Genomic DNA, 21,119 nt, shown 5'->3' on the forward strand with positions numbered 1-21,119 from the left:
TCTCGTATAGTTTTGGGAGAAGTTTCCAGCCTGCCTCAGGCCGCTTTTTCAGCCTGACCTTGGCTCTCGCGTTTTTTCAGGTCTAACGCGACGTCAATGATCATGTCTTCCTGACCGCCGACCATCCGTCGACGGCCCAGTTCCACAAGGATGTCCACCGTCGAAAGCCCGTACTTCCTGGCAGCAACCTCGGCGTGTCTGAGGAAGCTTGAATAGACTCCCGCATAGCCGAGTGCCAGCGTTTCGCGGTCAACCCGAACCGGACGATCCTGAAGTGGCCGCACGATGTCGTCCGCTGCATCCATCAGTCGATAGAGATCACAACCGTGGTTCCAGTTGAGACGGCTCGCGGCTGCAATGAAAACCTCAAGCGGGGCATTTCCTGCACCGGCCCCCATGCCAGCAAGACTCGCGTCAACGCGGTCACAGCCCTCCTCCACGGCGACAATGGAGTTGGCTACGCCCAGACTCAGGTTGTGATGTGCGTGAATGCCAGTTTGCGTTTCGGGTTTCAGAACGTCCTTGAATGCTCGAAACCGCTCGCGGACAGCATTCATATCCAGCGCACCGCCCGAATCCACGACATACACGCAGCTTGCACCGTAAGACTCCATGAGCTTGGCTTGTTCCGCGAGCTTCGCGGGTTCCGCCATGTGACTCATCATCAGGAATCCAACTGCGTCCATACCGAGCTCGACTGCATATTCAATATGCTGCTTCGAAATATCCGCTTCGGTACAGTGCGTCGCGACGCGCACTACACGCGCACCGGCGTCGTACGCTTCGCGCAGATGATGAACGGTGCCGACACCAGGCAGCAGCAGCGTAGCGACCTTTGAGCGCCGAACCACCTCTGCGACTGCAGCAATCCATTCGACATCAGTGTGAGCGCCAAAGCCATAGTTGAAGGATGAACCGGCGAGACCGTCGCCGTGCGCAACCTCAATGCTATCCACGCCCGCAGCATCCAGCGCTTCCGCGATCGCCTTTACGTTCGCGATGCTGTATTGGTGACGCACAGCATGACTTCCGTCTCGCAGGGTCACATCAGAGATGTACAGTTTCTTTTCCACCGGGTTCATTGCCCTCTCCTTCATACGACCAGTGCCGACTCTGCAAACCGTTCAGCACACATCAAAGCGGCGCTCGTCATGATATCGAGGTTACCCGCGTACGCGGGCAGGTAGTGGGCCGCACCCTCCACCTCAAGAAGAACCGTGGTCTTGAGACCTGAGACCTTTCCAAGCCCTGGTACGTTGAGGGGGTTTGCGTCGTCATAAAGGTCAAACTGAACGCTTTGCTTCAGCCGATAGCCGGGGACATACGCCTGTACCTTGGCAACCATATCAGCGACACTCCGCTCAATCAGCGTGGTATCTACCGGCTCAGAAAGGGTGTAGACCGTGTCCCGCATCATCAGTGGCGGCTCGGCCGGATTCAGGACAATGATCGCCTTGCCTTTTTCCGCACCACCGACCTTCTCGATTGCACGAGTGGTCGTCTCGGTGAATTCGTCAATGTTTGCCCGGGTGCCAGGTCCTGCTGACTTGCTTGCGATAGAAGCAATGATCTCGGCGTATTTGACCTTCGCCACCTGCGAAACCGCAGCAACGATCGGGATTGTTGCCTGGCCGCCGCACGTCACCATGTTGATGTTCGGTGCATCCAGTTCCTCGTCCAGATTAACTACTGGAACGACGTAAGGCCCAATCGCAGCCGGCGTGAGATCAATGACCTTAATGCCTCGCGCAACCAGCAACTCACTGTGCCGACGATGCGCACCGGCGGATGTCGCATCAAAGACAATCTTGATCTCCTCGATGCCTGGCCAGGCAAGAAGGCCCTCGATGCCGTCCGAGATTGCCGCGACGCCCAGCCGCTCGGCTCGCGCGAGACCGTCCGACTTCGCGTCAATGCCCACCAACGCAGCAACTTCAAGATTCTTACCGTAGCGCAACACCTTCATCATCAGATCGGTTCCAATGTTTCCTGATCCGATAATCGCGACTTTTGACCGCCCTGTATCACTCATATCTCGCTCCTGACAGGTTATCGCCCGAGTTCCCTGGCCGTTTTTCCGCCAATGCCCCAGTGCACCTTGGGCATTTCGCTGATCAGAACCCGAACTGATTCGCGCGGAACGCCCACTTGTTCAACGGTCGCGGACGTCAGCGCCTCAATGAGTTTCGCCTTCTGTTCGTCGCTGCGGCCTTCCATCATGTAAACCTGAATAATCGGCATGTTTTTCCTCAGTGTCTGTGCGTATCAAACGAACCGCATGGAAAGCGATCCGAGGCTTTGATATCGAACTGCGATACTGTCGCCCGCTTCGACGGGAATCGCTTCGGTGACGCCGCCGGTCATGATGAATGCCCCTGCAGGCAGCTCTTCTTCGCGTTGCGCAAGCATGTCCGCCAGCATGGCTACGCTATGTGCCGGATGGCCGAGCACTGCCGCTCCAGCCGCGGTCGCAACGACTTCACCGTTCTTCTCGAGGACTACGCCCAGAGTCTTCAAGTCAAGGCCGTCCACCGACTTGTGGGCGCCCCCCACGACAAACCTGGCAGCAGAGGTGTTGTCTGCGATAACGCTCTTCACATCGAACTTGAAATCCAGATAGCGCGAGTCGATGACCTCGACCGCAGGTATAACAAAGTCCGTTGCTGCCAATACGTCAGCGATCGTGCAACCCGGCCCCTTCAGCGGACGCTTGAGCACAAACGCAATTTCCGCTTCGACCTTTGGGTGGATAAGATCCTTCGTTGAAATACTCGAGCCGTCGAAGCAGTACCCGTAGTCAGTGAGAAAACCGCGCACGGGCTCCGCTACGCCCATTTGACGCATTTTCGCGTGCGACGTCAGACCCATCTTGTAACCGACGATGCGCACGCCCCGCTCTTCTTTTCGTCGACGGATTTCATCCTGAATCGCATACGCGTCTTCCCAGTCCAACTCCGGGAATTCCTGCGTAATCTTCGTGACTTCACGGCATTCGATCTCAGCGGATTCGAGCTTTTCCGCGAGATAAGCAATGGTGTTTTTGTCGAGATTCATTCCTTCCTCACATCCTTTAGCTAAACCGCACCGACGCAGTGCCGATACCACCAAGTCGCACCTGGAGGTTGTCACCGACATTCACCGGAACCATCGTGGCAAGCGACCCCGACAAAATGACCTCCCCTGCATGCAATCCCAGGCCGTGACGGCCTAGCGTATTTGCCAACCATGCAACTGCATTTGCGGGATGGCCGAGTGCTGCCGCACCTGCGCCCGTCGCGACGATCTCTCCATTCTTCTCCAGCGTCATGCCCACAGTGGACAAGTCGACCTTCGAGGGATCTATCGCGTTATCGCCAAGCACGAAAGCGCCCGACGACGCGTTGTCGGCGACGGTATCCGTGATCGTGATCTTCCAGTCCTTAATACGGGAGTCAACGAGTTCGAAGCAAGGCATGACGAACTCGGTCGCGCGAAGGACGTCCGCAACCGTGACCCCGGGGCCAGAAAGGTCATGCTTCAGGACGAAAGCAATTTCCCCCTCGGCCTTGGGGGCGATGAACTGCTCCAATGGAACGGTGGCGCCGTCCTGATAGGCCATTCCGGATGTCAGCACGCCGAAGTCAGGCTGGTTGACCTTAAGCAGATCCATGACGACCTTGCTTGTCACGCCGACCTTTTTACCCACCACCCGCTCGTTGCGCGCGGCAACGCGCAAGGCCATCATTTCAATCTGAATGCGATAGGCATCGTCGATGGTTATGCCGGGCACTCTTGAAGAAAGCGGCAAAACCGGCTCGCGGGTGATCAGTGACTGATAAAGTTCCGCGCCATAGCGCTTGATGTCGGAGACCTCCATGCTCACCTCAAAGCTGAATACAAACGTTGCGAAGTTCCGTATAGAACTCCAGCGAATGGACACCACCCTCCCGCCCAATGCCAGACGCCTTTGAGCCGCCGAAGGGTGTGCGCAGATCGCGCAGGAACCAAGAGTTGATCCAGCAAAGGCCGACTTCGATGGAAGCCGCAAGACGGTGAGCGATGCCTATGTTGCTTGTCCATACCGAGGTGCACAGCCCATATTCGCTCGCGTTGGCAAGTCCAACGACTTCTTCCTCGGTGTCGAACGGAGCGATATGGCAGCAGGGACCAAAAATCTCTTCCTGAATCACCGCAGAGGTTTCAGGTAACCCGGTCCAGATTGTCGGCTGGACCCACGACCCTTCCGCCAGTTTCCCTTCGAGCTGCGGTACACCGCCACCCGTAATGACTGTCGCTCCGTCGGCCTGCGCACGCGCGTAATAAGAAAGTACTTTCTGCTGATGCTCCTGCGATATCAGCGGACCGAAGTTCATCTCCTTGTCGTACGGATTTCCGGGCTTCAATGACTCCGCTTTGGCCTTTAGTGCCGCCACGAACTTGTCGAAGATCGGACGTTGGACGTACACGCGCTCCGTCCCGAGACACACCTGTCCGCTGTTCGCGAATGCCGAGCGGGTCACCCCCTCGACTGCCTTATCGAAGTCGCAGTCCGCAAACACGATCGCCGCGTTCTTGCCGCCCAGTTCGAATGAGACCGGGCGCGTACCTTGAGCCGCCGCCTTCATAATGGCTTCACCGGTACGTGTTTCGCCAGTAAAGGTAATGGCGTTCACCTCCCTGTGCGTAGTGAGATACTCGCCGGCCGACCCAGGTCCGAACCCATGAACGACGTTGTATACACCCTGGGGCACCCCGACCTCGTTCATCACTTCGCCAAGCAGAGTGGCCGTGCCGGGGGTTTCCTCAGAGGGCTTCACGATGACCGCATTACCGCACGCGAGTGCTGGCCCAACTTTCCATGTCATAAGCAGCAGCGGCAGATTCCACGGACAGATGACGCCCACCACGCCCTTGGGTACCCTGATCGCGTAATTGAGCGCCTTGCCACCGTTCGGTGTGGCCATCTCGAATGACTCCGTCGGCGCATTCTTGATGACGTCCGCGAAGATCTTGAAATTCGCCGCGCCACGCGGAATGTCTAGATGGCTAGCCAGCGAGTGCGGTTTGCCCGTGTCGGCGATTTCCGCAGCCAGGAAGTCATCAAACCGCCTGTTAATTCCGTCGGCAATAGCGTAGAGAAGTTCGACCCGCTCCTGGACACTGAAGCGGCCCCATGGTCCGGAAAGCGCTGCGCGTGCAGCCTTTACCGCCGCGTCGACCTCGGATGCTCCGGCCTCATGCACCAGTCCGATGAGGCTACCGTCGACAGGATTGACGTTCCGGAAATGGCGTTCCGTCGACACCCACTCGCCATTGATAAAATTCTGGAACGTGGAGTTTTCTCGCATTTGCATTTCAATCTTCCATGTAATTCAGAGTTCGCAGTCGCCCGCAGTGAGGTAGTCCCACATCCGTTCCAGAATCCTTCCGGAAAACGTTGCGCGGGTTTCACATTGCGTCTGCGTCAGCGTCATACCCGACAGCACTGCTCCACAAGCCAATACATCAAGCTCCACGCGCGCCGCGTCCTCCAGATACCACGTCAACACGAGCACTTCTTCGGGAGAGCTTCCTGCGACGACTGCGCCATTGCCTCGCATGACCACGGCCCTGCTTTTGCCCATTACGTCAACCAACGCGCCAGCCTGCTCATCCGAGCGAATAAGAAGAGGGTCATCCCAAAGAGGAACGAATGGCGCGAAGTAACTGCCGAAACCGTGCCGCGGCGCCGGTGTGCGCGACAAGGTGGAAAGCGACATCACCTTGGGCGGCATGCTCCTCGCGACCGACTGGATGTCTGGGCGTTGGGAATAAATCTGCTGGTGGATACGGACCTCACCGAGCACGCCGTCGGGCAGTGCGCCTTTCACCGGGACAACCGTTCCCTCGTCGGAGCTTTCCAGTAGCGTCATTGGTTTTGGCGCACACACGAGGCAATGATTGGCATCAAGGCGAACGCTGTAGTGCCCGTATGCGTGTGCAAGCCCAGCCCTGCCAAGCGAGCGTGCCGCGATTCTCAGCTTCCGGTCGGCGTCGGAACGAACGTTGTTAGACATCGCTCTCTCCACGTCAGACTGAAAATTCCTCGATGTTGGGCTTGGCCCCCCACATGCAGAAGCCAGTCTGACCGAACGGAAACTGACGCGGTTTATAGTCCCTTTCCTGGTCAGCCGTGATTAGGCGCACACCGGTCGAGTACTCGTAAATCATCCCGTCAGGGCCGGCGAAATACAGGAAGACCGCGCCTGACGTAGGATGTCGACCAGGACCAAAGCGGATGGGTATGCCACGCTCAAGCAGGAAGTAATATGAGCGCATCAGGTCATCGATACTGTTGACCTGAAAGTTGACGTGCTGGACACCTGCGTGGTCTGAGGGAAAGAGCGCGATCTTGTGATGCACTTCATCGATACGCAGAAGCGGCGCGTCGCCAATTCGGTCAGATACGCGCGCATTGCAAACTGTCGTCCAGAATTCCTCGTCGCGAGCGGCATTTGTCGTGCGAAGGCCGACGTGGCTGAATGATTCGATGCCCGCGTCGCGCGACGCGTGGTATCGGCGGCTGCTCTCATGGGGACGCAGCACAAGATCGATCTTATTGCCGGTCGGGTCAGCGAATGTAATGAAGTCATCGACGCGCCGCATTTCGCTTTCATCGCGACTTCCGCGCTTCACCGGCGTCCGCATTGCCTCAAGCTGAGCAGCAGCGCCGTCCAGCTCTTCGGCCGTGGTTACTTCGAAAGCAAGAACATGCTCAGCAGGGTTGCCTTCGTAGTAACAGACAGAATGGTCACGATTGTCACTGCGAAAATAGACGAAGGGTCCCTCTCGCCGAACCTGTTGCAGTCCAAGTATCTCCTGCGCGTACTTGACAGTAGACTGAAGGTCATTCGTTGCTAGGCGGACGTATCGAATGTCGTGTAAGTTGATCACAGTCTGTCTCCAGCTTTTCTTGATTTGCAGCAGCCGAGCCGAGGTCATGATCTGGAAGACTGCAGCTGCTACCGCGTTGATTCGTTCAAGATAGGCTGACGACCGTTATTGCACCAACGAATTGTGTAAATCCACAGAATTTACATCATGAATTTTGCCCAGCAGCCTGGTGTCCAGACTGACTCGCGAACAATGATGCAACTGTGCTTCGGAGCCAGCGGTGCCCGGCGTCACGATGACATCTGTCATGCCAGAGCTGTGAGATATCGAAGGTGGGTGCTTCAAACGGCAACGGAAAAACTCTGACGCTTGCATAGTCATTGAAGGCGTTCGCCAAGCGACTGGGAACACAAACGAGCAGGTCACTTGCCGTGATCATTTGCGATAGTCCAAGCGAATGGGCGAGTCGGACAGCAACCTGCCTGGCGCGTCCATTTTCCTCAAATACACGCTCGACTGCCTCTTCGAACATGGCGTGACTACCAGCCGTAGGCTTGTACACTGCATGCCGCGCATCCAGGAACCGCCTGAGCGACAGCGCAGTCGATATAGCGGGGTGTCCGTCACGTACCAACGCAACGTAGTATTCACGGAAAAGCCGTTGCTGATGAAACCCCGGATCAAAGCTCATAAACAAACCTATCGCCAGATCGATTTCACCGGTCGACATTGCGTTTTGCGCGTCTTTCGGCGTGGCATCTACGGTGACGATTCGAATGTTCGGTGCAGCCGATGCCAAGTGCGAGATTAGCTTCGGCATGAACACCATCTGCCCGAGGTCACTCATGTAGATCGTAAAAGACCGGTCGGACGTCTGAGGGTCGAAACTGCTCTTGGTTTCCACGGCTTGCCGGAGCGATGCCAAGCCTGCGCTGACATGATCAGCAAGGCCCTCTGCCAAAGAGGTCGGCAGCATTCCGTCCTTTGTCTTGACGAACAATGGATCATCGAAGGATGTTCGCAAACGCTTCAAGGCGTTGCTGACGGCCGACTGTGTCAAGCTCAATTCTTCCGCTGCCAGCGTCGTGCTCCTTGTTCTCAGAATGGAGTCGAATACAAGCAGGAGGTTTAGATCCAAAGTCAAAAGATTCATCTGCGTCTCCTAGGGCGGCGCTATTAGCGTTGCGCCTCTTATCGCTGCCATCAGCTCTCAGACCGTTCGAAAGAGCGTGTCGAACTGCTCCCGGAGCCACCGGCTTGCAGGATCGCGATGGTATCGGTCGTGCCAGTACATGGCTACGTCAAATTCTGGTACCGATAAAGGTAGTGGCTTCACAACAAGTTCAAAATGCTTCGTCAGTTCATTTGCGAGTAGCTCAGGCACGACCCATATCAGGTCCGTGCTGGTGACAATATGAGGAGCGGACAGATACTGCGGCAGCCGAAGCCTGATGCGGTCCTTCGCACCCGCTTCAACCAATGCCTTTTCTAGCAGTACATGACCACTTCCCGAGTATTCGACGAGCAGATGTTCTTGAGTTAGAAAACGGTCTAGCGTCAAAACAGACGCTTCTAGCGGATGTCCTTTTCGCATTACCGTCACGTATTTCTGCGAGAAAAGGGACTTGCCGTGTATTCCCGCCTCGAGCGCGGGGAGATACCCAATGGCCAAATCGATCTGCCCGCTTGCGAGGCCCGCCAGCGTCTCGTCAATCGGCTTCCATATGCTTCGAATTCGGACGTTCGGAGCCGTTTCCCGAAGTCGTTGAACAAGTCGTGGGAAACAGGCGACTTCCCCGATGTCGCGCGTCCTGATGGTGAATACCCGTTTCGACTGGAGCGGTTCAAAACTTGCCGGCTCCTTACGCGTTCTGCGGATCATCGCCAACGCATCCAGCAGCATGGGTGCCAACTCGTTGGCCAAGGGGGTTGGCTCCATGCGCCGCCCAACCAGCACAAACAGCTTGTCGTCATATTCCGCCCGCAGCTTCTTCAACGAACCGCTCACAGCTGACTGAGTGACACCAAGCACATCGGCGGCGGCTGAGACCGATCTTTCCCGCCAAATCGCTTCGAAAGCATAAAGCAGGTTCAAATCCTTCACACGCCTCCCGCTATCTATTCTGCTAATAGTTACTCATTACGAAATCAGTATGGCTTCTTCGACAAACTTGAGCAAGACTAGGAAAAACATCTAAAGGAGACATCTGTGAGCGCAGCGCGTATTGGCATGATCGGAATCGGGCAACTTGGGCTGCCGATCGCAACCAACCTGATGGCAGCCGGATTCTCGGTTGTCGGCTTCCGACGAACAGACCGGGCCGAGTTCGTTGCCAGAGGCGGAGTCGCAATGGACGAGCCAGCAGAAGTGGTCAAAGCATGTGACGTACTGCTGCTGTGCCTGCCGGGTCAACAAGCTCAGCTTGAGGTTCTGGACGGGCCGCGTGGAGTCCTCGCTGCCCTCTCTCCCGGGCAAACCGTCATCGAACTAGGAACATACAGCTGTGAGTTCAAGATCGCCCAAGCCGAACGCATCCTGCAAACGGGCGCAAAAGTGCTTGAGGTAGAAGTCAGCGGGTCCCCCAGTATTGTTGAGCAGCGAAAGGCCGCGCTCTTCATTGGTGGCGACGAAGACGTTCTTACATCTGTAGAAACGGTTCTGAACGCGATTTCATCGGTTCATTTTCACATCGGTGAACTCGGATCAGCGGTCAATATGAAGCTGATCGCCAATTACCTACTGACCATTCATACGCTGGCTGCGGCAGAGGCCATCAATATGGGCGCGCGTGCCGGATTCAACCCTCATCGCGTGGTCGAAATAATCAAGCAAAGCGTCGGCAGTTCCGCGATGTTTGCGATTCGAGGCCCGATGATGGCCTCGCGCACGTTCTCTCCGGCTCCCGGTCCATTCAGTACGCTGGAAAAATATCTGGAGATGGCCGGCCAGCTTGCGTCCGACCTTGGATGCGCTACTCCTCTTTTTTCCACTGCGAAACGCTACTTCGAGAAGGCTTTGGACGATGGTATGGGCGGCGAAGACATCTCTGCTGTCATCAAGCTCATCGAGGCTGAATCAACGCGCGACTGATACCCCATCCTCCCTGAAACAACGCGGAACTACCCCAGATGAAGTATCAACTTTTCTCATATTCGCTTGATGGATACGAGCGGCAAACTGGCATTACTTTCGGCTCTGCTCTGTACAGCCTGAAGTCTTGTGCCGTCGCCTGCGACATGGCAGTTGTAGGCGACCAGACCTTTGATCAGCTCATCGCAGGCTGGACTATCTTCGGACCGAAACTTACGCAGTTGGCGAACGATCTGTACCAAGGCAAGGCTGACCAGATCAAACCGCTTGATATCGCGAGAATAAGCTTTCTCCCCCCGTTCGAGATGCCCGGAATCATCTATGGCGCGGGAGCGAACTACAAAGACCACGTTGAAGCGATGTCCAAAGCCTTCAATATGAATCTGGAGACCGATCCCAAGGCTGCCGGTGTAAATCCCTGGCATTTCCAGAAGGCCGGGCGAAGCACCCTTGCCGCTCACGGTCAAGCGGTGACGTACCCGGCTCACACCGAGAAGCTCGATTATGAAGCGGAACTCGCTGTCGTCATTGGCAGGATGGCCCGCTTTGTTGACGTGGATGACGCGTTACAGTACGTCGCCGGGTATACCTGCGCCAATGACCTCTCCGCCCGCGATAATTTGCGTCGGGAGAATGTCGATCCGTCGTCGCCTTTCCGTTTCGACTGGATCGGTCACAAGTCCTTTCCCGGCTCATGCCCTTTAGGCCCATTCTTCACGCCTGCGGAGTTTATCGCCACCCCCGAAGATCTCGACATCAAGTGCTGGGTCAACGACGAACTCAAGCAGGATTCAAACACGTCGAACCATCTCTACAGCGTGGCGGAACAGATCGCCTACTTGAGCGAACGAGTGGAACTGTATCCCGGCGATGTCATCCTGACAGGCACGCCAGCCGGTGTTGGCATGGAGTCTGGTACGTTTCTCAAACGTGGAGACACGATTCGCGTCTGGATTGAAGGTATCGGGGATTTGCAGAATAGGGTCGTCTAACGCTTCAGATAATCACCATCTCTTTGTCGCGATGCGTTGCGACGGGCAAACTGCTGCAGCGCATGAAACCGGAGGAGCATGCTCTCGTAAGGGGCACGCTACCCCTGTTTCGCTCCCGGACACATCATCACGACTTTAATGCGACGGAAGAACTGCCTCGCGGCGAGACGATGCTGTCTGGTGGAAGAGATCCCGCTTCCTGGATACACGCACTCGCTTGCCTCACTTAACGTAACCACGACTGGGGTCCGCAAAGGCTCGCTATTATCTAAAACTTAGCCGCAGCCTGCAGCCAGATGCGATCGCCGCGAGCACGGTTTCGCACAAGTGTTTCATGCTGCCACTTGACGACGACACCCCACGTCTTGCCGGGCTGAAATTTGAAGAACGGCCCGATTGCGACAGCCTGTCCTTTAGTGCCATCTACAGCCACCGTGCTTCCACCTTGCCTGTCATCGGTAGTCTGCTTGTAGGCGTATCCGCTCACGCCGACCTGCCATGCCGGCGTGATGTTGTACGCGATGTCATAGTCGAGGTTCATCTCCTGACCGGACGTGTAATCCGTATCGTGGTTCCGACCGTTGAAGATGTAAATAGCTTTGCCGTTAACCTCCCATTTCCCGCCTAAAAACAGGGTAAATGCGTACCACGGACCAAAGGCCCAGTAATTGCGTCCAGGATTGAACAGATTCGTCTTGTTATAGACGCCTGTTGGGACAAAGGCGTCGAAGCCAGCAATCTGATTCAGGTAGGCGCCATGCCATCCAAGCAGAAATGGCGACAAGGTCAGGTCGCCAAAGCCCGACTCACGGCCAGCCCTATGCACACTGCCCTTCGGCGTTGCAACATTGAATTCAACGCTCCCCTTGATATACGGTAGAGCAAAACGACTCTCGACATCGGCACCAAGGATTTTTATCCCCGAGTACACGTAGTCAACACGCAAGGAAGCAGCCTGAACGTGCAGGTCGAAATTCGACAACCCGGCCTTGTCATTGCCGTTATTGCCGAGCGTGTGCGCGGCGTCGTAGTTAGAAAGATAGACGTAGCCATATAGGCCGGGCGGCGGCATCATCCCGGACAACACGGTATTGACGCCAACCGGATAGGAAGTCCCACCGCCCTCAGTCGCCACGGCTGACGTGGCACTGCATAGCCCACCTGCAAGCAGGCCAACGCCGAGCATTCGGCTCATCGCTCCCGCAAACCACTGCGTCCTGATTTGCGGGCTAACACGTTCACATGCCGCGTGTTGTTTGCGTTCGCGCAGCACCCTAAGTTTCGTCTGCTTCATGTCGTCTCCTCTTGTGTCAAGAGCGGCTGATCTTTGGCTGCATCGTCAATCGCCAACGACATCTCCAGAGAGAGCCGTCGTGCATGCGATGGCAAGCAGAGCCGCTTCGAAAGGGACGTTAAACAAACAAAACCTATTTAACCAACAAATTGCCTAAATGCGCCTGATTCATGCCGTGAATTCAGCTCGACCGTCCTAGCTATGACGTAGTCCGGCCCCGGCCATCATGAGTCGAACTGCGTGATCGACCCGACCAGAGATTTCTTTCCTCGACGGTCGGGCACGAATCCCAAGCAACATCTGTAGCTGGAACTCCGCAGTCAGCATGTCGATGAAAAGAACAGAGAGTTCGTTCGCCTCGACGATCTTGCTCGATACTCCTTCGCGTTGCCGGAGAACTCTCGCGACATCGCTATAAACCCGAGCAGGTCCGGCGCTATAAAAGCGGTTTGCGATTTCTGGAAAACGCTTTCCTTCTGCGACCACCAGCCGATGCAAAGCGAGCGCATCGTCGCTTAAGACGGCGTTGAGGAACGAGACGCCAATTTGACGAAGTGCTTCTTCCATAGGAAGTTCGTCAACGTCGAACAATGAGACCGACTGCAGGATCTTCCCGCATAGGTGTTCGACGCATGAATGAAACAGGTTGTCCTTGGCACCGAAGTAGCTGTAGATGGTCGCCTTCGACCCTCCAGCTCGAGCAACGACATCATCGAGAGTGACAGCGTCGAAGCCCGATTCGAGGAACAGCGTCACTGCCGCGTCGAGAATGGCAGCCCGCTTCGCCTCGGCTCGGCGGCTTGGTTCAGTGTCCGACATGGCAGGTATCTCTCAAACTCAAGGTTGGCAAGAAGTGACGGATGGTAGCAAAACGACGATGGCGCCTCACGTCGGCTCCCCAGTCATACCTGGGTAAACGTTAAGCGCGGCGCGCTTGTACCCAGCAGCACCACGCCCTATAGTAACTGTACTGAACGTTACAGTACAAATGGAGATTGGAATGATTGAAGACATTGCGTACGTGCACTACCGCGTATCGTCGCTGCAAAAGACAGCGGAATTTCTCCGCGATTTTGGCCTGCTTGAAGCAGGTACCGTTGGCAACCGCCACTACTGGAAAGGACGCGGTTCGTATCCTTTCTGCTATGTCGCCGAAGAGGGCGAACCCTCGTTCGTCGGTATCGGTTTTCGTGCCGAAAGCGTTGAAGCACTGAAGGCGTTGGGCGAAAGAGAAGGCGTGCCTGTGGCCGACAGCGATGCACCCGGCGGTCACAAATCAATTCGGCTTGTCGATCCTGACGGCTGGGAGATCGAGATTCTGGCCGGTGGTACGCCGACGAAAGCAGTCCCGGCGCCCCGTGACCCGATGACGATTAACTACGGCGTCACGAAGAATCGAATCGATGCCTATCAACGTCTTCGCGTCGAACCGTCCGAGATTCTTCGACTCGGCCATCTCGTGCTGAATGTCACGGATATCACCAGGAGCTTGCCTTGGTATCAGGAAAAACTCGGTATTCTGGTATCCGATGAAATTTACGATGATATTCACGATCGGCCCTTCGGCGCATTCTGTCGCCTGAATCGAGGTGCGACCCCGGTCGACCACCACAGCCTCGGGCTCTTTGGAATCGGAAAGAAAGGCATCCACCACGCGTCGTTCGAAGTTCAGGACTTTGATGCGGTCCAGACGGGGCACTATGCATTGGACAAGAAGGGCTGGAAACATCAATTTGGCATCGGTCGACACGTTATCGGCAGCCAGGTTTTTGACTATTGGCGTGATCCCGACGGTTTCCGGGTCGAGCATTTCTGTGACGGCGACATGCTGACGTCTGCTCCGCAACCGCATCGAACCAACCTTACCTCTCCTGAAGCTGTCCATCAGTGGGGGCCCGAAGTCCCTCAAGACTTCTTTGATTGAGGTGAAGCATGGCGAGTAATGTCAGGGAACGGGTGGCCGGCCTTCTCGGACTCCCACTTTTCGCAATCTTGAGTAGCGATGTGGAGGATCCGCAGGTCCTCGAGCCACACCTGAATGATCACCTCGACTACATGATCGGCCTGGAGAAACGCGGACTTCTATTTGGTTCCGGGCCGTTCAAGAACTCCCGAGGTCACCTCACGGGCGGCGGACTGACCATCGTACGTGCTCCGACATTTGAAGATGCCCGTCGACTTGCAGAACAGGACCCATTCGTAAAAAGCGGCCTCCGGTCCTTCGAGGTACGATCCTGGACTCTGAGCGAAGGCAGCCTCACATTGACGATCAATTTTTCGGATCAGTCGGTGAAGGTGGTCTGATCAGGAAGCCGAGGCATTGTCTCGGCTTTTTAGCTTTACTCTGAACTCCAGATCGGAATGGTGACCACTGTGACGTACAACTTTCCCGCACACCTTTGTTAGCCGAACGAGCAAGTCTTTTGCATACGGCTGTGGGCATCTTCCGGGTTTGACTCTGGGCCCTTTTCACCGGTCCGCCCGGAAACTCAACTGCTACCGCCCCACCTACCGCAGGGTCTCCCAGGTCTGGATTGCTGTTTTATGGCGTTTGTGGCGGACCATCGTCCTCAATCGCGCCAAGATCGGCCCGTACAAAAAAAGGGCGTACTTAGCGCCCTTCTACTCATTCGGTAACGACACCTACCTGCTCTTTAGCGTCACCACATGAGGGCCCGACCTCGCTGCATCACCACTGCATAAGCAGTAAAACAACCTCAGGCAGTTACTGCGACGCTGGGACTGTACTGTCGCGTGCGGCAGACGCAGCACTTCCCCCTAGCTGTTTTTTCGCTTTCTTCCTGGCGTGCCGTGGCGGCACGTAAACAGACGAACCCAAGACATTTTCGACGACCTTTGGACCGCTTGCGGGTATTGCGGACGCCTGGCCGTACGCTGCGCTGGCCACGACTGCTTCGACACAACATAGTATCAACGATACTGTCCACGCATATTTCGTCATACATCTCCTCCTTGTTTGTTGAAACGGCCGCCCTTGACGAAAGCGCCAACGAGGCGAGCATTCTGAATCTACCGACCGTAGATAGGGATGTCGAATTGATGGCAGACATACCGGCTATTGGCGCAGTAAATACAACATTGAGCAGTGCTTCCATCTATTTGAACAAGGGCCCCCTATTAGATGGATTGGGTCAACAGAAGCTGCGTCAGAACGATGGATGGCATTCGAACCTGACTTGTGATTTGTGCTGCCGCAGCGCTTCAACGCCATCTATCGTTTCAAGCTTAACGCTCGCTTGCATGCCACGCCGCTCACAATAGCTCTGCGCCTGGCTAACCGCCCTGTCATGCGCACGTGCCCACGCCAAACTTCCGCCGGCCGCAGACGCAGATACCTCATAAATGTCCGGATTGTCCGTTGCCGTTACATCGGTAGCTGAAGCGCAGCCCGCCAGCGCCAGAAGGGCAACTGAGCAGGACGCATATCGAAACGCCTGGCAAGACCTGGTGAAGCTGTTTAAGAGAAGCGCCTGTATTTCAATGTATCGCGTGGATATCATCTGACGAAGCTCGCAAAATAGTCCGGTCCGTTATTCAAACGCGCATCACGTTGGGTGGTACACCGCCCTCATCCGGCGATTCCAATGCGGTAGTGACTGTCGGCGTACCGTTCCAAAGTATCTGTTTCCCAATCGGGGGCGTCGAAAGGAGCACGCGCATGAAACTGCTAGCGAGATGTGAGCGGAGCCCAAGATTCGACGGCAGGTCCAGCTCAGTGGGCACCAGCGGCCGCGGCACCGGCGCCGCCACCTTTGCCGGGTTTCGTCACCCAGATCAACGGAATAATCGCAATGAAGATCACGGCCGACAGCCAGAAAATGTCATTGAGACCAAGCATCGCCGCTTGTGCGTTAAGCGAGTTCTCAAACGCCGCTAGCGCTTGCTGCGTACCGCCACCGAGCACGCTGTGCAGCGAGTCGAGCCCTCCAATGAAGGTCGGGTTGTTGACGCTGGTCTGCTCGGCGAGGCGTGCATGGTGCAGGATCGTGCGATCGTTCCAGCCAGTGCTAAACAATGACGTGCCCACCGCACCCGCAAAAACCCGCGCGAAATTTGACAAACCGGCAGCAGCAGGAATTTTGTCCCCGGGTAGACCGGACAGAATGATCGCAGTCAGCGGCACGAAGAACAGCGCGGTGGGGATGCCTTGCAGCAGCGTCGGAATCACGAGCGTGAATGTATCGACACCGGTCGTATAGTGCGAACGCATGAAGAACACTCCCGCGAAACCCAGAAATGCGAGCGTGGCCAACACGCGGGCGTCAGACCTCGGCATGATCTTAGCCATTACCGGTGCGAGCAACACTGCGAAGACGCCAAGCGGCGCAGTGACGAGCCCGGCATCCACTGAGCGGTAGTTCAGATATCCCTGCATCCACTGCGGCAACAATACCAGGTTCGAGAAAAACACCGCGTAGGCGACCGAGATCGCCACTGTGCCGCCCAGAAAATTGCGCCCGGCAAAGAGCCTCAAATTGACGATCGGATTCTTCTCGGTTAATTCCCATATCAGAAAGAACACGAAACTGATCAACGAGAACACGGTCAACGCGACGATTACCGGTGAGTTGAACCAGTCGAGGTCCTTGCCTTTGTCGAGCATCACCTGCAACGAGCCGACCCAGGCGATCAGCGACAGCAGACCGACTTTATCGATCGGCAGACGCTTCGTTGGCGTTTCACGGTCGCGGTAGATCGCCCACGTCACGCCGGCGGCGAATAGGCCGACCGGGATATTGATGTAGAAGATCCACGACCAGGAGTAACTATCCGTGATCCAGCCGCCCAGCGCCGGGCCGGCAATCGGGCCGACGGTGGCCGTCATCGCCCATAACGCGAGCGCGGTTGAGCTTTTTTCCTTCGGATACGAACCGAGCAGGATCGCCTGCGACAGCGGAATCAGCGGACCGGCCACCGCGCCCTGGATGATCCGCGCGGCGAGCAGCACCGGTAGGTTCGGCGCAACGCCGCACAACCAGGACGACAGCACGAACAGCAGGATCGCCCAGACAAACAGCTTGATCTGCCCGACGCGCTGGGTGAGCCAGCCGGTAAGCGGAATTGAAATTGCATTAGCGGCGGCGAAAAGCGTTATCACCCACGTGCCCTCGTCCACCGAGACACCGAGGTTGCCGGCGATGGTCGGAATCGCGACATTGGCGATCGACGAGTCCAGCACGTTCATGAAAGTGGCCAACGCCACCGCGAGCGTCGCCAGCGCCAGCTTGCCGCCGGTCAGCGGCGCGAGTGCAGCGGGATTGGTGGATTCATTCATTTCATCACCCATCATGAGAAGCGAGGGTCAGCGTCGCCAACAGCTATCTGACCAGTCAGCCAATTCGATAAAAAAATTTGAGTTCTTCCTACATTCAGCCGGCACGGCGTGAGGCGTCGCGGCGCGCGGCGGTCTTTTGCGGCGCGGCTGATGCAGCGAGGCGCGAGGCTGGCAGATTCTGCGCGATGATCTGAGCAATCTCAGCATCGGCAGCCGCACCGTACTGTGCGAACACATCGGTGCGATACATCGTGTTCGTGGCAGCAGCGAGTTGGGTGCCCGACTCGTCATGCGTGTCCACCTCGACCTGCATCGACAGACCAATCCGCAACGGATGCCCATCGAGTTCACGCTGATCGAGTCGCACGCGCACCGGCAGGCGCTGCACCACCTTGATCCAGTTGCCGGTGGCATTCTGCGCCGGCAGCACCGCGAAGGCTGCGCCGGTGCCGGCGGAGAAGCCCTCTATCGTGCCGTGATACTTGACACTGGAGCCGTAGACATCCGCCGTGAGCGTGGCCGGCTGGCCGATTCGCATGTGCGTGAGCTGGCCTTCCTTGAAGTTCGCGTCCACCCAGACTCCATCGAGCGGCACGATGGCCATCAGCGGCGAGCCAGGCGCGACCCGCTGACCCACCTGCACCGAACGCCGCGCGACATAACCAGTGACCGGCGCGGGCAAGGTGTTGCGCGCATAGTTCAGATAGGCATCACGCACCTTCGATGCTGCAGCCTGCACGTTTGGATGCTGTTCGATGGTGGTGCGGTCTGTCAGCGCATGATTCGCTTCGGCCTGTTGACGGGCGGCGTCGAGCGCGGCTTGTGCGGAGCTGACGGCGTCGCGAGCATGGGCAATGTCTTCACCCGACACTGCGCCGGTTTCGGCAATCGCCTGACGGCGCTTCAGGTCGTCGTTGGTGCGGACCAGATCGGCCTCACGCTGGGCGATGTTCGCCGCGTAGAAATCGTTGTTCACATACAGGCCGCTGACCTGCCGAACCGTCTGACCGAGCGTCGCCTCTGCGTTCGTCAGCGCGATCTTCGCATCGGCCGCGTCCAGCATCACTACAGGATCGCCCTGCTTGACGACCTGCGTGTCGTCCGCGTTGACTGCGACCACGGTGCCGCTGACCTGCGGCGTCAATTGCACGAGGTTGCCGCTGACATACGCGTCGTCGGTGGATTGGTAGAAACGCCCCACCGTGAAATAGTAAGCGCCAAAGCCAACGCCTGACGCGACAACGGCGGCCGCAAGCAGCGCCAGCATCAGCTTGCGCTTACGGGGACTCTCCAACTTGACTGGTTCTACCTGCGCCGTGGTGCGCTCGGTGGTGGTCGTATCGCTCATTTCAATAACTCCTGGCAGTATATGAAGGTGCCGCGACAGTCGCATTAGCGCGCGGCGACGACTGGGTTGGTTTGGATTGCAGTTGTGTTTGAGGTTGCAGTTGAGCTGCTCGAGGCGGCAGTACCGGTGTCGACATACCCGCCACCGAGTGCCGCAGCCAACGCGATCTGCTGATCGCGGCGGTTCATCTTCAGGTTGGCCACTGCCTCGTCGGCGGCGAGCGCATTGGTATCGGCGTTCAGCACCGTGAGCTGGTTCGTGAGGCCGGCCTTGTATTGCGTGAGCGCCAACTGGTCGGCACTGTGCGCGGCGTCCTGGGCGGCTTCTGCATCGCCGAGCTGGGCGTCGGTCGAACGGATCTGGGCGAACTGCGTGGCAACTTCCGACAGCGCCGTGACAAGCGTCTGGTTGTAACCGGCCACCGCATTGTCGAAGTCGGCGTAACGTCCTTTCAGTTGCGCCCGCAGTTCGCCGCCGTCGAAGATCGGCAGATGGATCGCCGCGCCGGCGTTGGCGGTGCGGCTGGCGGCGGTCAGCAAGCGGCCGAAACCGAAAGCATCCAGGCCAATAGCGGCGCTCAGGTTGATGTCGGGGTAGAACTCGGCCTTGGCTTCCTTCACGTCGTGCGTAAGCGCATCGACGCGCCAGCGTGCCGCGACCAGATCCGGGCGGCGGCTCACGAGATCGGCCGGAACGTTATCGGGCAGCCGGACCTCGTCGCCAATGCCGAGCGCAGGCCGGGCGATCGACAGGCCGCGGTCCGGACCCGCGCCGAGGAGCGCGGCCAGTTGATAGCGCGTCGTGACAATGCTGCCGTCGAGCGAAGCCAGCGCGGCCCGGCTGCTGGCAAGGTTTGCCTGCGCGGTCTTGCGCTCCACTTCGGTGTCCAGCCCGTTGGCGATACGGCCGGCCGTAATGCGGTCGATCTGCTCGCGCTGCCCGACTTCCTGTTGCGCAATGTCGCGCAACGCGTACAGGCGGGCGAGCTGGTTGTAGTTGCGGGCGATAGCCGAGGTGAGCGTCAGTTTGACGACCTCGGCATCCGCCTCGCTCGCCTGCAACTGCGACATGGCAGCCTTGAGCGCCTCGCGGTTCTTGCCCCACAGATCGAGGTCGTAGGAGGCCGACAGCAGCCCCTTGTTTTCCGACTGCCACGAGCCGGCATACGGCGGCGGGACCAGAGCGTTGGCTGAATACTGCTCGCGCGTGAACGAGTAGGTAGCGCCGACTTTCGGCAGCGTGTTCGACGTTGCCGTCTCCGTATACGCGGCGGCAGCCGCGACACGGGAACGCGCCTGAGCGAGCGACGGACTGCCTTTCAGTGCTTCTGCCAACAGGGCTTTTAACTGCGCGTCGCCAAACTGGTCGGCCCAATTGGCGGCCGGCCAATGACCGTCGTCAGACGGAATGCTCTGCTGGGTCGCGAGCGTTTGCGGCCCGGTCATTTGCTTGTCGCTCGTAATGCCTGCGTAGTTCGCGCACGCCGACAACACAGCGGCGAACATCACGGTGACGCAAGCCTTCACCACTCGCCCATCGGTTACCGCTCCATTTAACTGTGATTTCATTTTCTGACCTGTCTGATATATAGGTAAAAAAAATGCCGCTCAGTCCTCAAGGAATTTGTTAAGCAGGCGGCCCAGTTCGTTAAATTCTTGCTTGGTAAAGCGCTTCAGACGGGCATTCAAGACAACCGGTGCGATCTCCGGGAGTTGCGCGGCGACCGCTTTGCCTTTCTTCGTCAGCGTCAGATTGACCACCCGGCGATCTTCCAGACTGCGCGAGCGCTCGAGCAAGCCCTTGTTTTCCAGTTTGTCGAGCAGACGGGTCATCAGGCCTGTATCGATACCCAGCAACTTCGACAACTCAAACGGCGTGGAGGCGATCCCGCTACTCATCGACAGCAGGATGCCCATCTGCTGGGTGGTGATCTCCAGGTCCTTCAAGGCATTGTCCATCTCGGCCACAAGAATGTTGCGGGCCTTGTTGATAGAGAAACCAATGCTCTGCGCCGCCAGGAAGTTGTCCTTCGTGTAGTGGTCCATCTTCCGCTCCTTAATCGACAGACTCAACATTATCTGCAAAATCAGATACTGTCAACCAAGGTACCGAAATATTTTTTAGGGTCAATCTGTGGGTTTGCACCGAATCCTGACCTGGGTCCGGGTGCAGGTCGATGCACCAAACTTGTTCATGGCGGGCTTCGGGGTGTCAATTTCGGCAGCCTCACGATCACGGCCGCCTTC

The 21,119-nt window shown here is 57.3% G+C and carries 19 protein-coding genes and 1 pseudogene; 4 read left to right on the top strand and 16 right to left on the bottom strand.

The window, feature by feature from the left end; genetic code table 11:
- Positions 1-35: 35 nt before the first annotated feature.
- From dmpG to AC07WT_RS34490, 10 genes are all read right to left on the bottom strand, one after another.
- Positions 36-1,082, bottom strand: coding sequence for a 4-hydroxy-2-oxovalerate aldolase (gene dmpG, locus AC07WT_RS34445; protein ID WP_494950404.1), 1,047 nt, complete (start codon positions 1,080-1,082; stop codon positions 36-38).
- A gap of 11 nt (positions 1,083-1,093) precedes the next feature.
- Positions 1,094-2,032 carry an acetaldehyde dehydrogenase (acetylating) gene (locus AC07WT_RS34450; RefSeq protein WP_494950405.1) on the bottom strand — a complete coding sequence of 313 codons (939 nt, stop codon included), beginning with the start codon at positions 2,030-2,032 and terminating at the stop codon, positions 1,094-1,096.
- Between the two features lie 17 nt (positions 2,033-2,049).
- Positions 2,050-2,241, bottom strand: coding sequence for a 2-hydroxymuconate tautomerase (thmT, locus tag AC07WT_RS34455; RefSeq protein WP_492594359.1), 192 nt, complete (start codon positions 2,239-2,241; stop codon positions 2,050-2,052).
- Between the two features lie 24 nt (positions 2,242-2,265).
- The gene (gene dmpH / locus AC07WT_RS34460) at positions 2,266-3,054 is read right to left on the bottom strand and encodes a 2-oxo-3-hexenedioate decarboxylase (RefSeq protein ID WP_494950406.1); all 789 of its coding nucleotides are present in this window, start codon (positions 3,052-3,054) and stop codon (positions 2,266-2,268) included.
- A 16-nt stretch (positions 3,055-3,070) separates the two neighbouring features.
- Positions 3,071-3,856: a 2-oxopent-4-enoate hydratase gene (dmpE, locus tag AC07WT_RS34465; protein ID WP_494950407.1), complete on the bottom strand. Its 786-nt coding sequence runs from the start codon at positions 3,854-3,856 to the stop codon at positions 3,071-3,073.
- A 7-nt stretch (positions 3,857-3,863) separates the two neighbouring features.
- Positions 3,864-5,333, bottom strand: coding sequence for a 2-hydroxymuconic semialdehyde dehydrogenase (locus tag AC07WT_RS34470; RefSeq protein WP_494950408.1), 1,470 nt, complete (start codon positions 5,331-5,333; stop codon positions 3,864-3,866).
- 18 nt (positions 5,334-5,351) lie between these two features.
- The gene (locus tag AC07WT_RS34475; protein WP_494950409.1) at positions 5,352-6,035 is read right to left on the bottom strand and encodes a class II aldolase/adducin family protein; all 684 of its coding nucleotides are present in this window, start codon (positions 6,033-6,035) and stop codon (positions 5,352-5,354) included.
- A gap of 13 nt (positions 6,036-6,048) precedes the next feature.
- Positions 6,049-6,912: a VOC family protein gene (locus AC07WT_RS34480; RefSeq protein WP_494950410.1), complete on the bottom strand. Its 864-nt coding sequence runs from the start codon at positions 6,910-6,912 to the stop codon at positions 6,049-6,051.
- A 145-nt stretch (positions 6,913-7,057) separates the two neighbouring features.
- Positions 7,058-8,005 carry a LysR family transcriptional regulator gene (locus AC07WT_RS34485; RefSeq protein ID WP_492594354.1) on the bottom strand — a complete coding sequence of 316 codons (948 nt, stop codon included), beginning with the start codon at positions 8,003-8,005 and terminating at the stop codon, positions 7,058-7,060.
- 57 nt (positions 8,006-8,062) lie between these two features.
- Positions 8,063-8,956, bottom strand: coding sequence for a LysR family transcriptional regulator (locus AC07WT_RS34490; protein ID WP_494950411.1), 894 nt, complete (start codon positions 8,954-8,956; stop codon positions 8,063-8,065).
- Between the two features lie 99 nt (positions 8,957-9,055).
- Between AC07WT_RS34490 and AC07WT_RS34495 the strand changes: the two are divergent.
- Positions 9,056-9,943, top strand: a pseudogene (locus tag AC07WT_RS34495) (NAD(P)-dependent oxidoreductase); the annotation flags it as partial.
- A 38-nt stretch (positions 9,944-9,981) separates the two neighbouring features.
- Positions 9,982-10,935 carry a fumarylacetoacetate hydrolase family protein gene (locus AC07WT_RS34500; RefSeq protein ID WP_494950412.1) on the top strand — a complete coding sequence of 318 codons (954 nt, stop codon included), beginning with the start codon at positions 9,982-9,984 and terminating at the stop codon, positions 10,933-10,935.
- Positions 10,936-11,203: 268 nt separating this feature from the next.
- Here AC07WT_RS34500 and AC07WT_RS34505 read toward each other — a convergent pair whose 3' ends face one another.
- Together AC07WT_RS34505 and AC07WT_RS34510 are read right to left on the bottom strand one after the other, a co-directional pair.
- Entirely contained in the window at positions 11,204-12,229 is a 1,026-nt protein-coding gene (locus AC07WT_RS34505; RefSeq protein ID WP_494950413.1) for a SphA family protein, read from the bottom strand.
- 195 nt (positions 12,230-12,424) lie between these two features.
- Positions 12,425-13,048 carry a TetR/AcrR family transcriptional regulator gene (locus AC07WT_RS34510; protein ID WP_494950414.1) on the bottom strand — a complete coding sequence of 208 codons (624 nt, stop codon included), beginning with the start codon at positions 13,046-13,048 and terminating at the stop codon, positions 12,425-12,427.
- Positions 13,049-13,229: 181 nt separating this feature from the next.
- Here AC07WT_RS34510 and AC07WT_RS34515 point away from each other — a divergent pair, with 181 nt between their 5' ends.
- Positions 13,230-14,153: a VOC family protein gene (locus tag AC07WT_RS34515; RefSeq protein ID WP_494950415.1), complete on the top strand. Its 924-nt coding sequence runs from the start codon at positions 13,230-13,232 to the stop codon at positions 14,151-14,153.
- Positions 14,154-14,161: 8 nt separating this feature from the next.
- Positions 14,162-14,533, top strand: coding sequence for a YciI family protein (locus AC07WT_RS34520; RefSeq protein ID WP_492596201.1), 372 nt, complete (start codon positions 14,162-14,164; stop codon positions 14,531-14,533).
- A gap of 1,429 nt (positions 14,534-15,962) precedes the next feature.
- On the opposite strand, the gene AC07WT_RS34525 is transcribed toward AC07WT_RS34520, so the two are convergent.
- From AC07WT_RS34525 to AC07WT_RS34540, 4 genes are all read right to left on the bottom strand, one after another.
- Positions 15,963-17,525: a DHA2 family efflux MFS transporter permease subunit gene (locus tag AC07WT_RS34525; RefSeq protein WP_494950416.1), complete on the bottom strand. Its 1,563-nt coding sequence runs from the start codon at positions 17,523-17,525 to the stop codon at positions 15,963-15,965.
- Between the two features lie 94 nt (positions 17,526-17,619).
- A complete protein-coding gene (locus tag AC07WT_RS34530; protein ID WP_494950417.1) occupies positions 17,620-18,873 on the bottom strand; it encodes an HlyD family secretion protein in 1,254 nt (417 codons plus the stop codon).
- 44 nt (positions 18,874-18,917) lie between these two features.
- Complete coding sequence (locus AC07WT_RS34535) at positions 18,918-20,441, bottom strand: efflux transporter outer membrane subunit (protein WP_494950418.1); 1,524 nt, start codon at positions 20,439-20,441, stop codon at positions 18,918-18,920.
- Positions 20,442-20,480: 39 nt separating this feature from the next.
- On the bottom strand, positions 20,481-20,918 hold the full coding sequence (locus AC07WT_RS34540; RefSeq protein WP_492596197.1) for a MarR family winged helix-turn-helix transcriptional regulator: 438 nt from the start codon (positions 20,916-20,918) through the stop codon (positions 20,481-20,483).
- Between the last annotated feature and the right edge of the window lie 201 nt (positions 20,919-21,119).

This window comes from Paraburkholderia sp. GW821-FHT02A12, assembly GCF_059422005.1.